This is a genomic window from Natronococcus jeotgali DSM 18795 (assembly GCF_000337695.1).
Taxonomy (GTDB): domain Archaea; phylum Halobacteriota; class Halobacteria; order Halobacteriales; family Natrialbaceae; genus Natronococcus; species Natronococcus jeotgali.
Genome location: NZ_AOIA01000034.1, coordinates 25,235 through 37,245, shown reverse-complemented (window position 1 = coordinate 37,245; position 12,011 = coordinate 25,235). Strand labels below are relative to the sequence as shown.

At 68.4% G+C, this 12,011-nt stretch carries 13 protein-coding genes; 7 read left to right on the top strand and 6 right to left on the bottom strand.

Translation table 11 applies throughout. The features are described from left to right. The first annotated feature begins 144 nt into the window (after nucleotides 1-144). A complete protein-coding gene (locus C492_RS05800) occupies nucleotides 145-477 on the top strand; it encodes a hypothetical protein (protein ID WP_008421359.1) in 333 nt (110 codons plus the stop codon). A gap of 60 nt (nucleotides 478-537) precedes the next feature. Here the strand turns inward: C492_RS05800 and fmdA are convergent, their stop codons facing one another. Then, nucleotides 538-1,797 (bottom strand): formamidase, encoded by a 1,260-nt coding sequence (gene fmdA, locus C492_RS05795; RefSeq protein WP_008421358.1) that lies wholly within the window; start codon nucleotides 1,795-1,797, stop codon nucleotides 538-540. A gap of 165 nt (nucleotides 1,798-1,962) precedes the next feature. On the opposite strand from fmdA, the gene thsA reads away from it, so the two are divergent. Beyond that, nucleotides 1,963-3,645, top strand: coding sequence for a thermosome subunit alpha (gene thsA, locus C492_RS05790; RefSeq protein WP_008421357.1), 1,683 nt, complete (start codon nucleotides 1,963-1,965; stop codon nucleotides 3,643-3,645). Then, nucleotides 3,645-4,253 carry a hypothetical protein gene (locus C492_RS05785; protein ID WP_008421356.1) on the top strand — a complete coding sequence of 203 codons (609 nt, stop codon included), beginning with the start codon at nucleotides 3,645-3,647 and terminating at the stop codon, nucleotides 4,251-4,253. Before thsA ends, C492_RS05785 begins: the two co-directional genes overlap by 1 nt. Nucleotides 4,254-4,259: 6 nt before the next feature. On the opposite strand, the gene C492_RS05780 is transcribed toward C492_RS05785, so the two are convergent. Beyond that, a complete protein-coding gene (locus C492_RS05780) occupies nucleotides 4,260-4,523 on the bottom strand; it encodes a sortase family protein (protein WP_008421355.1) in 264 nt (87 codons plus the stop codon). Nucleotides 4,524-4,632: 109 nt separating this feature from the next. Between C492_RS05780 and C492_RS05775 the strand changes: the two genes are divergently transcribed. From C492_RS05775 to sufU, 3 genes are all read left to right on the top strand, one after another. After that, nucleotides 4,633-5,220: a carboxymuconolactone decarboxylase family protein gene (locus C492_RS05775; protein WP_008421354.1), complete on the top strand. Its 588-nt coding sequence runs from the start codon at nucleotides 4,633-4,635 to the stop codon at nucleotides 5,218-5,220. Nucleotides 5,221-5,335: 115 nt separating this feature from the next. After that, entirely contained in the window at nucleotides 5,336-5,614 is a 279-nt protein-coding gene (locus C492_RS05770) for a hypothetical protein (protein WP_008421353.1), read from the top strand. A 115-nt stretch (nucleotides 5,615-5,729) separates the two neighbouring features. Next, a complete protein-coding gene (sufU, locus tag C492_RS05765) occupies nucleotides 5,730-6,149 on the top strand; it encodes a Fe-S cluster assembly sulfur transfer protein SufU (protein ID WP_008421351.1) in 420 nt (139 codons plus the stop codon). Nucleotides 6,150-6,307: 158 nt separating this feature from the next. On the opposite strand, the gene radA is transcribed toward sufU, so the two are convergent. From radA to htpX, 4 genes are all read right to left on the bottom strand, one after another. Beyond that, nucleotides 6,308-7,339 (bottom strand): DNA repair and recombination protein RadA, encoded by a 1,032-nt coding sequence (gene radA, locus C492_RS05760; protein WP_008421350.1) that lies wholly within the window; start codon nucleotides 7,337-7,339, stop codon nucleotides 6,308-6,310. Nucleotides 7,340-7,519: 180 nt separating this feature from the next. After that, on the bottom strand, nucleotides 7,520-8,602 hold the full coding sequence (locus C492_RS05755; RefSeq protein WP_008421349.1) for an outer membrane protein assembly factor BamB family protein: 1,083 nt from the start codon (nucleotides 8,600-8,602) through the stop codon (nucleotides 7,520-7,522). A gap of 256 nt (nucleotides 8,603-8,858) precedes the next feature. Next, nucleotides 8,859-9,464: a PspA-associated protein PspAB gene (gene pspAB / locus C492_RS05750; protein WP_008421348.1), complete on the bottom strand. Its 606-nt coding sequence runs from the start codon at nucleotides 9,462-9,464 to the stop codon at nucleotides 8,859-8,861. Nucleotides 9,465-9,488: 24 nt separating this feature from the next. Continuing rightward, a complete protein-coding gene (gene htpX, locus C492_RS05745) occupies nucleotides 9,489-10,361 on the bottom strand; it encodes a zinc metalloprotease HtpX (protein WP_008421347.1) in 873 nt (290 codons plus the stop codon). A gap of 178 nt (nucleotides 10,362-10,539) precedes the next feature. Between htpX and C492_RS05740 the strand changes: the two genes are divergently transcribed. Next, nucleotides 10,540-11,973 carry an outer membrane protein assembly factor BamB family protein gene (locus tag C492_RS05740; protein WP_008421346.1) on the top strand — a complete coding sequence of 478 codons (1,434 nt, stop codon included), beginning with the start codon at nucleotides 10,540-10,542 and terminating at the stop codon, nucleotides 11,971-11,973. Nucleotides 11,974-12,011 lie beyond the last annotated feature (38 nt).

Here is a 12,011-nt window from a genome sequence, read left to right as displayed (position 1 = left end):
GCCGAGTTCGCTTCTCCGTCCCGATTTCGACGACTACTGCCTAACGACGGAGGCGCCCGATACCCGCCGATTCTATGCGAGGGCGACCCCAGGGCGGCAATCGCTCGCTCAACTTTTACCCCTCGGCTTACCGACGGGTCGGGTATGGACGAAAACTCCGACGACCCCGAGGCGATCGCTACGAACGTCCCGCTGACCGACGTGTTCGGGACCCACCCGAAGACCAAGATCATCGGGGCGTTGCTGACCGAGGCGGAAGATCCCGTCACCCACTTTAGCGCGAGCGAGATCGGCCGGATCGCGGGCGTCGATACAGATTCGGTCGAGGATCACGTAGCGGATCTCGTCGCGTACGGCATCGTCGTCGAGACGGACGAACTCGAGGACCGGGCGACGTACAAGCTCGACGAGGATAGCGAGGTCGTCGACGATATTCGACGCCTGTCCGACCGCCTCTTCGAGCGGGAGTCGGGGTAGCGTCCGTCCGCGAGGTCGCGTGCTGACCCGCCGCCCTCGAGTCCCCGGAACCGGCGCGGGCTACGACGTCTTCGCGACCTCGCCGCGGCTCTCGTCGGGGCCGCCGTCGGCCAGCCGATCGGGGTCGACGTCGAACTCGAAGATCTCCTGGGGAACCGACACCGTGACGCAGGTGTTCGGCAGGTCGACGATGCCCGCGATGCGGCTCTCGACGGGCGCCGTGCTCAACAGCATGTAGGCCTGCTCGGCGGAGTAGCCGAAGTTCGTCATGTAGTCGATGGCGTCGAGACAGGCCCGGCGCATCCCGACGTTGGCGTTCTTGTAGTGCTGCGTGCCGTCCTCGTCGACGGAGTAGCCCTCGAAGACGACGTAGTTCGAGAAGTCCGGATCCATGTAGCCGGGCTTGAACATGGCGTAGTCGGTGCCCATCTTCTCCATCCCGTCCTTGATCACGTCGACCTTGAGATCGATCCAGCCGGGGAACTCGATCGCGCCGCAGAACGTGATCTCACCGTCGCCCTGCGAGAAGTGCAGGTCGCCGACGATGAAGTTCGCGCCCTCGACGAAGACCGGGAGGTAGACCCGCGAACCGCGGCCGAGGTTCTTGATGTCGCAGTTGCCCGCGTTCTCGCGGGGCGGGATCGTCCGTGCGGCCTCCTCGGCCGCCTCCTCGACCTGATCCTCGTCCATGTCGCCCAGCAGGACGTCGTTGGGTTCGGGCGGGAGCGCCAGCGGCGGTTCGGCCTCGCCGGTCTCGTGGTTGACCGCGGTGGGATCGTCGGGCCCGCGTTCGACGAGCGCGCGCTCGCGCTCGTTCCACTCCTCGAGCAGTTCGTGGGACGGCGCCGTCCCGAGGATGCCGGGGTGGGCACAGCCGGGGAACCGGACGTCCTCGATGTGGCGCGTGCTGGCCATGACGCCGTCCAGTTCCCAGATGCTCTTGCGGGCTTCCGGGAAGTGGTCGGTCAGAAAGCCCCCGCCGTTCTCCCGGTCGAAGATCGCGTTGAATCCCCACTCGCGGTCGGGAAAGGCGCCCAGATCGAGGATGTCGACGACGAGCATATCGCCCGGCTCGGCTCCCTGCACCTCGAAGGGACCGCTCAGGTGGTGGTTCGGGTCCAGCTCCATGTCGCGGATGTCGTTGGCGCTGTCGTCGTTCTCGACCTGGCCGCCGGTCCAGTCGAGACACTCGACGCGAACCTTCTCGCCGGGTTCGATCGACGACACCGGCGGCACGTCGGGGTGCCAGCGGTTGACGATCGGATCGGGCTGTTCGTCCGGCGGCGAGTCTGTATCGACCTCGAAGACGGTTTCCGGCATGATACGAGTTCACTAGTAACGCGGTCGCAGTTATAGCTGATTCAGCGACGCTGACAGGTCCGGGTTGGACGACGGAGTCGGTGCGCGACGGAGTAGTTGCGGCGATCTGGAACGGGTGCGGGTTCCTTTATCACGGTCCGTTCTGTACTCACGGGCGGATACGACATGTCGGGGAGTAACGCGGCACACGACCGACTCGCGGCGGGTGAACGCGAGGACGTCCCGAGCCGAGCCCAGAACCTCGAGGCCGGGAAACGGCTCGCGGGGATCGTTCGAACGACGCTCGGGCCGAACGGTCTGGACAAGATGCTGATCACCGACGACGGGAAGGTGGCGATCACGAACGACGGCGCGAGCATCCTCGAGCGGATGACGCTTACCCATCCCGCGGCCACGCTCGTCCTGGAGGTCGCGCAGGGGCAGAACACCGCGGTCGGCGACGGAACGACGACGGCGGTCGTCCTCGCCGGCGGGCTGCTCGGCGAGGCCGAGTCGCTGCTCGAGCGAGGCGTTTCGCCGGCGAAGATCGCCGAGGGGTATCACCTCGCCGTCTCTCGGGCCGTCGAGACCCTCCCGGAGCTGACCGTGCCCGTCGACGTCGCCGACGACGAGCGGTTGCGCGACGTCGCCCGCACGGTCGTCACGGGCAAGTGGGACGAGTCGGGGACCGACTTCCTCGCCGACCGGGCCGTCGAGGCCGTGCGGGCGATCGAGCGCGACGGCCGCGTCGGCTTCGAGCGACTCACCAGAAAGACGATCCCAGGCGGCTCGTTCTACGACTCGGCGGTGATCGACGGGCTCGTGATCGACACGGAGACGTCCTCGACGGACGTCGTCTCCCCGGAGGGAGCGCTCCCGGACCGCCACCGGGACGCGACGGTCGCCCTGATCGACGAGGCGCTCTCGATCGACACCCCACGGGGCGTCGGCCGCGTCGACCTCGAGTCCTACGCGGACTACGAGGGGCTCAGAGAGTACGAGCGCGACGTCTACGAGGAGTACGTCGACGCCGTCGTCGGAGTCGGCGCCGACGTCGTCTTCTGCCAGCAGGCGATCGACGATCCCGTTCGGTACCGCCTCGCCGAGGAAGGTATCCTCGCGGTCGAGCGAACCCAGCGCGACGAGCACCACCGACTGGCGCGAGCCACGGGCGGGAAACCGGTTCCCGTCGAGAGCCTGACGCGGGCGACGACCGGAACGGCCGCGACCGTCGAACGCCGTTCGCTCGGCCCCACCGACGTTGCGATCGTTTCGGGGCTCGAGGAGCTCGGCCAGGTCTCGGTCGTCTTCCGCGGCGGAACCCAGCACGTCGCCGACGAGACGAAGCGCGTCCTCGACACCTGCTTCTACGCGCTCAAACTCGCCGTCGAGGACGAGGCGGTCGTCCCCGGCGCCGGCGCCGTCGAAGCGGCGCTGGCCCGCGAGCTGCGGTCGTTCGCGGCCGGACGGGCCGGACCCGAACAGCTCGCCGTCGAGGCGTTCGCCGACGCCCTCGAGACGATCCCGAGGACGCTGGCGGAAACCAGCGGAATCGATCCGACCGACGCGCTGCTGGAGCTGCGAACCGCCCACCACGACGGCGACCACAGGGCGGGACTGCACCTCGAGACCGGGTCGGTTGTCGACGCGGCCGACCGGGGCGTCCTCGAGCCGCTGTACGTCAAACGCCAGGCGCTGGCCTGCGCGGGCGAGACCGCGAGCATGATCGTCCGCATCGACGGCGCCGTCCCGATGGCCTCGCAGGTCGAGGATGCGGGTCACGACCACGACCACGATCACGGTCCCGGCGGACTGGTGCGAAGCACCGAGGGATACCCGTGGGCGGTCGGACACTCGATGGGTCACTGATGACGGGGGCGCTACCGCGACTCGAGGGCGTCCTCGAGCTCTACGCCGCGGCCGTCGACCGGTACGGGACCGACCGGTTCACCGCCGCGCAGGCTCGACGAGAGCTGCCGGTCGACGCGTCCTCGAGGCTGCTCGAGCTGGCGGTCGCGTACGGACTCCTCGAGTTCGACGGCGACGGCGACGCCTACGCGGTACGGATCGAGCCCGACGCGCCGATCGAGGAGTGGCGATCGAGCGCGATCGAGCGCGCGGAGCGGCTCCGCACCGCCGCGATCGACCGAACGGACGGGAACGGTCGCGCCGAGGACGGCGTCGAGACGCTGACCCGCGGTTCGCGGCGGTTCGCGAGCGTCGCCGTCGGCGACGACCCGTCGCTCGAACCGGTCGTCGAACGCCTCGCGGCGCTCCCGCTCGAGGAGTTCGCCGGGGTCGTCCTCCGTTCGCCGGGCGAGGGGGCAAGCGCCGTCCAGCGGCTCGCGGATCGGCTCTGCGAGCCGTCGATCACCGACGAGACCGGGCTCGAGGGGAGGTTCCGGAAGGAGGCGACGGACGTCGTCGGCGCCGACAAGAACGACCTCGAGTTCCGGTTGTTCCTCGAGCGGACGTGAGAAGCGTTACTCCTCGAGGCGTTCGACGGCGAAGACGGGCTCGTTGACCGTCCAGCCGCCCGACTGAAGGTTCTGGGAGAACGTCACCCGGCGGCCGTCGGGAGACTCCGCGACGACGGCGTAGTCGTCGGTTTCGACCACCTCGTAGGTCAGTTCGCGATCGTTCACCCGCACCGCGTCGCCGGGCTCGAGTTCGGCGAACCGCTCCGTGATCTCGGCGGGCGCGAGCGAATCCTCGTCGGCCGAACCGTCGGACTGAGAGGACGTCATCGGTAGACGCCACCGCGGCGACCGCCTTAGCGTTGGCGTCGCTCGGCGGACGGAGGAGTGGTGACTTCCCACGGCAAGATATAACGTGGCACGCGAGTAACACCGAGCTATGTCACCGCGGCCGGAGCCTCTCGACCCGACGGCGGTCGACGACGACCGAACCAGGGAGCTACTCGAGGACGCAGAGACGGGCTGGTACGGCGACGGCGCGTTCTTCGGTGCGATGGCCCACTGCCCGGAGATCTTCGAGCACGTCGTGGCCGCGTTCGAGTCGTTCGGGCGCGGAGCGAACGTCGACACCGAGTTGCTGGAGCTGATGCGACTCAAGGTCGCCGAAGCCCACCAGTGCGCCTACTGCGCGACGGTCCGGACCCTCGAGGTGCGCGACGCCGTCGCCCCCAAGGAGGACGCCGTCTTCGGCGAGATCGATCCCGAGGGGCTCTCCCGCCGGGAGTACCTCGCGGTCTCGCTGGCCGAACGGCTCTCGACGGACCCCCACAGGCTCTCCGACGACTTCTTCGCGGAACTGGGCGAGGCGTTCACCGAAGCGGAGATCGTCGAACTCCTCCTGTTCGGGAGCCTCGAGGTCGGACTCGATCGGTTCTGTATCGCCCTCGAACTCCAGCCCACCGACGAGAGCGCCTACCCCGACGACGTCGAGTACCCCCTCGAGAACCCGTGTCCGAAGACGTCCTGACGGACGGCGAGTCCCGTCCTCGGCACCGCACGTCGACGGGCCGCGGGGGAAATAAGAAACTCGAAAAAAGTTTTTAGAATCGGACGCGTACGGCTACGTGCCGAGGTGAGAACGGATGCACGAGAAGACGCTCGGACGTCCCGAACGGGATCCCTTCGACGCCCTGATCGACGTTCTCGCCGCGGCGGACCGGTACGACCTCGCGCTCGGGACGATCCCGATCGCGTTCGTGATCGCGCTGGTTGCCGCGGCCGCGTTCGGCGTTCCGGCGCCGTACGCGCTCGCGGGCGCTGCGATCGTCGGCGTCGGCACCGTCGTCGACGTCTGTTACCTGAACCCGCCGATCGACCAGGGGTCGACGGGGGGTACCGAGGAGCGATCGTTCGCCGACTAACCAGACAGTTCGGATGCGTACGCATCCGGTCCGGTTTTCGACGGCCTCGAGCCCCGTAGCGGCAGCTCTCGGCCCGGAACCCTTTTACAGCGCACGACCGTACGCGTCCCCAACGATGGGACTGGGCTCCGATATGTACCGACAGCAGATCCTCGACCACTACAAGAACCCCCGCAACTACGGGGAGCTCGAGGATCCGACCTTCACCCACGTCGGCGAGAACCCGATGTGCGGCGACGAGATCCGAATGGACGTCAAGCTCGAGGACGACGACGAGACGATCGAGTACGTCGCCTTCTCCGGGGACGGCTGTGCGATCAGCCAGGCCTCCGCGAGCATGCTCTCGGGCGAACTGCAGGGCAAGTCCGTCGACGATCTGCTCGAGATGGATCGCGACGACGTGATCGACATGCTCGGCGTCGACATCTCGCCGATGCGGGTCAAGTGCGCCGTCCTCGCGGAGAAGGTCGCCCAGGACGGCGCGGAGATCTACCGGGGCGAACTCGACAAGGAGAAGACCTCGACCGAGGACTAGGACCCGCTCTCTTTCGTCGGGTTCCCCTGCGGTCGCTGACCACTCCCCGAACGAATCTGGACCACAAAAGTCGCTCGCGGGTGCAACTCGAGTCGGACGAACGACAGCCGTTCTCTTCTACCGACCACCGGAGACGAGCGATCGGCGTATCCGCGTCGTTACTCCGGCTTTAGGCCGCCGTCTTCGACGCGCATGACGGCCTCGCCGTCGGCGAGGTTCGGCGCGTCGACCAGGCGGACGATCCGCTTGTTGCCCTTGGACTTCCGGAGGTAGATCCGGAAGGTGGACTTGTGGCCGAGGATGTTGCCACCGATCGGCTGGGTCGGGTCGCCGAAGAACGAGTCGGGGTTCGAGGCGACCTGGTTGGTGACGATGACGGCAGTGTTGTAGAGGTTCCCGACCTTGTCGATGTCGTGGAGGTGCTTGTTGAGCTTCTGCTGGCGCTCGGCGAGTTCGCCGCGGCCGACGTACTCGGCGCGGAAGTGCGCGGTCAGCGAGTCGACCGCGAGCAGTCGAACGGGGTACTCCGCCTCCTCGTGTTCGCCCGCGAGCTCCTTGGCTTTCTCCGCCAGCAGCATCTGGTGGTTGGAGTTGAACGCCTTCGCGACGTGGATCTTGTCGAGGATGTCGTCGACGAGGTCGTCCATCGTCGCCTCGTCGCCGGGGGTTCCCTCGATCTCGCGGTCCTCGAGGGTGGCCTCGATGACCTCGTCCGGGAGGCCCCGAACCATGTCGTCGATCCGCTCGGGGCGGAACGTGTCCTCGCTGTCGATGAACATCGCGCGGCCGTGGAGACCGCCCACTTCCTTCGGAAGCTGGACGTTGACCGCCATCTGGTGGGTGACCTGCGATTTCCCGGAGCCGAACTCGCCGTACACCTCGGTGATCGACTGGGTCTCGATCCCGCCGCCGAGCAGGTCGTCGACCTCGTCGATGTGCCAGCTCAGCTTGCCGATCTCGTTTCGTCGCTCGAGCACCGCCGATCCGGTCTCGAAGCCGCCGACGTCGGCGGCGTCGCGGGCCGCGCGGACGATGTCTGCCGACGTCGATTCGCCGACGTCGGCCGTGTTCGAGAGTTCGGAGGGCGATGCGACGGCCAGGCTCTGGAAGGAGTCAAAGCCCGCTTCGTGGAGCTTGTCTGCGGTTGCCGGGCCGACACCGGGGAGGGATTCGAGGTCTGCGTCTGGCATTACTCACTCGTTGTGGCGGACGCCCCATAAAGCCTCGTTAACAGGGGAGTGAAAGTGAAAGTGCCGGGCGGCGCGGGGTCGATCGGGGAGCCGAAGTGGAAGTTTACGGGCGAAGGCGAGGACGAGAGCGTACCGCGAGAGCGGCTCGGCGAGGGGCAGGGCGGAACGGCTCGAGCGCGGCTACCGCGAACCGTCGGTCGTCCACGCGAGTCGGACCAGTCGGCCCTCGGCGGGGACGTACAGGTGGTTCGAGGCGACCGCGGGCGTTCCCGCGACCGGGGCGCCGACGTCGACGTGCCAGCGCAGGTCGTAGTCGGTCGCCGAGACGCCGTACACCGACCCCGTCGCGTCGGCGACGCAGACGGTGTCGCCCGCGACGACCGGGCTCGAGCGGACCTCGCCGTCGAGTTCGACTCCCTTCCTCGAGAACAGCCAGCCGCGGACCTTGCGCCGGCCGAAGCGGGTGTCGGTGACGTGGAGGTAGCCGTCGTCGGCGCCGACGAAGGTGGTCCCCTCCTCGGGAAGGACCGTCGCCGAGGTGGTGAACGCGGTGCCGATGTCGTAACTGAACCAGGGCTGACCGGTCTCGGTATCGAGTGCGAGCAGCGTGCCGGCGTCGTCGGCGACGTAGACGCGCCCGTCGGCGATCGTCGGGGGCGCCGCGACGACCCCGTCGGTCGGCGCGGTCCAAACCTCCTCGGGCGCGCCGTCGCCGTCCTCGAGACAGCGCACTCGCTCGTCGGCGGTGCCGATGTACACCCGACGGCGATCGGGGGCGACCGCGGGCGCGCCGACGACCGGGGCGTCGGTCTCGTGGGTCCAGACGCGTTCGCCCGTCTCCCCCTCGAGCGCCGAGAGCCCCGCGGCGTGGCCGGCGTAGAGCCGCCCGTCGGCGAACGCGAGGGCCGACTCGAGGGGTGCGGGGAGGTCGGTCCGCCAGATCGGGTCGCCCGTTCCGGGATCGATCGCGCGGACGGTTCCGGCGTCGGTCGCGGCGTAGACGCGCTCGGCCGTGACGATCGGCGTCGCGTCGATCCCGCCGCCCGTCTCGAAGACCCACCGTCGACGGGCCGTCTCGCGGTCGAACGCGTACAGGTTCCCGCGTTCGGTCCCGACGACGACGGCGTCGCGGCCGAGGACCGGCGATCCCGCGACGGCGTCGAGTTCGACCGTCCACGACTCCGCGACGCGGGCGGGGTCCTCGAGGTCGCGTCGAACGCCCGATCGCTGCGGGTCCCGCTTGAACTGGGTCCAGTCGCTCACGGGTCGGGCGTACCGATGCCGGGCGCATAACTGGTTCGACACGGCCGACTCCGCGGTCGACGGGAAACGGAAGCGAAAGAGGGGGTAGGGTGGAGGCTGCGGCAGGACGACCGACGCAGGGTGCAGCGGATTCGACAACTGGGTGTATGGCGCAGTTGACGCGGCGTCCCGCCGTACACACGGATACGCCGGAGAACGTCATACCGTTGGCTCCAAACATATTTGGAGCCGCGGGGGAATCGAGTCGCCATCGGGCTCATTCCCAGGGGTGGGTCCCGCCCTCGTCGGGCCAGAGCGGGTACCAGTACTCCTTCTCGCGCTCGACCTCGAGTTCGCCGTCCAGCGTCGACTCGAGTTTGAACTCGGCGTTCGAATCCCGTTCCCGGCCGGGACGGGGCGCGAACGGGTAGAACCGCCCCCGGCGGAACGAGTAGATCCAGTAGGCCGGCCCCCGCTCGTTCCGGTAGGCGAAGACGGCCGCGAGCAGCCGCGAGCCGTAGCCGTGCTCGATGAACGTGTCCGCGGCGAAGTGTAGGCTGGTGATGAGGTCCTCCGGATCCGAGTCCTCGAGGACGACCCAGTGGTAGCCGTGGTCGTCCGCCGAGACCGCGAACTCGGTCCCGGTGTCCTCGCGGCCCGCCTCGAGGATCGCCTCGACCTCGTCGACGGCCTCGCGGAAGCTGCTCGAGTCGACGCCGGAGAAACAGAGCGCGCCGACGTCTACGGACTCGTAACCCAGCTCCGCCTCCATGGTGAGGTAGGCGGTGCTCATCCCGAAGAGGTCGTCGGGGTCGGCGTCGCGTTTCGCGTCGGACTCGGCGCGGGTGCCGAGGATGGAGCGCAGCCCGTCCAGTAGTCCCATACCCGGAGTGTGGGGCGGACCCCCTTAGAAGCCCTCCATCTCGCGCTCGAGGTCGCGGAGCTGGTCGATCCGGCGCTCGGTCGAGGGGTGGGTGCTGAACAGCCGCCCGACGACGCCGGATTTCAGCGGGATGATGAAGAAGGCGTTCATCTCGGCCTCCTCGCGCAGGTCCGTGTCAGGTACCTTGTCGACCTCGCCCGAGATCTTCATCAGCGCCGAGGCGAGCGCCGACGGTTTGCCGGTGATCGTGGCGGCGCCGCGGTCGGCGGCGAACTCGCGGTACCGCGAGAGCGCTCGGATGAGGAGGTAGCTGAGGATCCAGACCACCAGCGAGACCAGGATCGCGACCACGATTCCGCCCTGGTTTCGGTTGCGCCCGCCGCCGAAAAAGGCCCCCCAGCGGACGATCATGAAGGCGATCGTCGAGAGGAAGGAGGCGATCGTCATCACCATCATGTCGCGGTTCTTGACGTGGGCGAGCTCGTGGGCGAGGACGCCGTCGAGCTCCTCCCGGTTCAGGGTGCTCAGCAGTCCCGTCGTGACACAGACGGCGGCGTTTTTCTGGTTGCGTCCCGTCGCGAAGGCGTTCGGCACCTTCGAGTCGACGACGGCCACCTTCGGTTTCGGGAGGTCGGCCTGCTGGGAGAGCCGTTCGATCGAGCTGTGGAGCTGCGGGTACTCCTCGGCCGACACCGTCCTCGCGCCCATGCTCTTCAGGGTGAGCGTGTCGCTGAAGTAGTACTGCACCAGCGACATCCCGCCAAAGAGCACGACGAAGACCGCGATACTTCCCATGTAGGCGGCGATCACCCCGGCGAAGACGATGTACAACGCAAACAACAGGAACATCGTTACGAACATCCGCACGCGGAGACCCCAATCCGGCTGCCAGTCCATACGCGAATCGAAGGGCTCCGGCGAAATAAGTGTCACCGCTGCCGTCGGTCGAGACGCGCCGACGGTTCCCGCGGGTCGCGGTCACACCCCTTCGTTTCCCGTGGAACTCCGCCCGACGTCGAAAAGAGAACGATGCGATCGGGTTTATAAGGGAGGAGCGTCGATACCGACCTCGAACATGACGGGGTACGGCAGACGCCGGGTGTTGAAAGTGGGCGGGCTCGCCGCCGTCGTCGGAACCCTCGCGTCGCGGCGGACGGCCGCCGACGGCACGGCGGGACAGGTCGGTTCAACCGATCGGGGGTGGACTTCCCGTCGCGGGAACCCCGGTCACACCGGGTACGCGGCCGGAGAGAGCGGGCCGGACGATCCCGCCGTCGTCGACTGGGAGCACACCGAGTCCGGCGGTTCGGTCGCGGTGAGCAACGGGGTCGTCTACCGGACGACCGACGGCGCGGTTCACGCCTTCGACGCCGCCGACGGGGAACGGATCGCCGAGAGCGACGACGTCGGCGCGGACGGCACCCCGACGGCCGTCGACGACCGAGTCTACGTCGGCGGCGAGGATCTCACCGCCCTCGAGAACGAGGGTGCGGAGCCCGTCTGGCAGCAGGGGTTCGAAAGCGACGCGGTTTCCGAGCCGACCGTCGTCGACGGACGAGCGCTCGTCGTCTCCGACGGCACGCTCCACGCGGTCGACGCCGCGGAGGGCGCCAGATTGTGGGCGTTCGAGCCCGACGACGGGACGCTGGTCGATCAGCCCGTCGCCGCCGCCGACGGCGCCGTCTTCGCGACCGACGGGCGATCGCTGTACGCGATCGAAGGCGACGACGGCGACGTGCGCTGGAGCACCGACGACGGCGGGTTTCGAGAGCAAGTCGTCCTCGCGACGGACGACGTCGTCGCGGTCCAGGTCGGCGGGGTCGACGAGGTCGCCGTCTACGAGACCGAAACCGGCGACCTTCGCTGGATCGGCGACGGGTACGCCGCGACGCTGGCGACCGACGATCGCATCTACACGCTGACCCGGGACGACATCGTCGGCTACGATCGCGAGAGCGGCGAGGAGCGGTGGCGGCCGGCGCTCGAGTCGGCGGTGTACGGTCCGCCGGTCGCGGACGGCGAGACCCTGTACGTCGGCATTCGGAGCGCGAACGGGGGGGCCGGAATCGTCGCGCTCGCCCTCGAGGACGGCACGCTCGAGTGGTCGATCAGAACCGACGCCCACCCCCACGAGCTCGCGCTCGCCGACGACACCCTCTACGCCGCGGCCGGGGGGCTACTGGCGATCCGGTCGGAGTCGGCGTTCGACGACGTCAGCGCCAACGAGAGCGAGAGCGACAACGTCTCTCGGCCCGAAAACCGCAACGACACCTTCGAAACCCGAGATCCCGAAACCGCCGGCGTCGGGACCGGAAACGACAGCGGGTCCGGCGAGGGGAGCAACGGAACCGAAGACGCCGACGAGGTGCTCGGCAACGACACCGACGACGAGGACGAGGCGGTACCCGGGTTCACGTCGGGCGCGGGGATCGCCGGCGGCGCCGTCGTCCTCGAGTGGTTGCGACGAAGCGCCGCCGGCGATCGACTGGCGTCCGCCGAGCGGAAGTGAGCGTGCGGAGAGCGGGCCGCTTAACATCCTCACTCTCC

Excerpts from the sequence above, each read along its gene's own strand:
- C492_RS05775 (WP_008421354.1), top strand. The coding sequence starts at position 4,633 with ATGTCACCGCGGCCGGAGCCTCTCGACCCGACGGCGGTCGACGACGAC.
- C492_RS05800 (WP_008421359.1), top strand. The coding sequence starts at position 145 with ATGGACGAAAACTCCGACGACCCCGAGGCGATCGCTACGAACGTCCCG.
- pspAB (WP_008421348.1), bottom strand. The coding sequence starts at position 9,464 with ATGGGACTACTGGACGGGCTGCGCTCCATCCTCGGCACCCGCGCCGAG.
- sufU (WP_008421351.1), top strand. The coding sequence starts at position 5,730 with ATGGGACTGGGCTCCGATATGTACCGACAGCAGATCCTCGACCACTAC.
- C492_RS05740 (WP_008421346.1), top strand. The coding sequence starts at position 10,540 with ATGACGGGGTACGGCAGACGCCGGGTGTTGAAAGTGGGCGGGCTCGCC.
- fmdA (WP_008421358.1), bottom strand. The coding sequence starts at position 1,797 with ATGCCGGAAACCGTCTTCGAGGTCGATACAGACTCGCCGCCGGACGAA.
- C492_RS05770 (WP_008421353.1), top strand. The coding sequence starts at position 5,336 with ATGCACGAGAAGACGCTCGGACGTCCCGAACGGGATCCCTTCGACGCC.
- C492_RS05780 (WP_008421355.1), bottom strand. The coding sequence starts at position 4,523 with ATGACGTCCTCTCAGTCCGACGGTTCGGCCGACGAGGATTCGCTCGCG.
- radA (WP_008421350.1), bottom strand. The coding sequence starts at position 7,339 with ATGCCAGACGCAGACCTCGAATCCCTCCCCGGTGTCGGCCCGGCAACC.
- thsA (WP_008421357.1), top strand. The coding sequence starts at position 1,963 with ATGTCGGGGAGTAACGCGGCACACGACCGACTCGCGGCGGGTGAACGC.
- C492_RS05785 (WP_008421356.1), top strand. The coding sequence starts at position 3,645 with ATGACGGGGGCGCTACCGCGACTCGAGGGCGTCCTCGAGCTCTACGCC.
- htpX (WP_008421347.1), bottom strand. The coding sequence starts at position 10,361 with ATGGACTGGCAGCCGGATTGGGGTCTCCGCGTGCGGATGTTCGTAACG.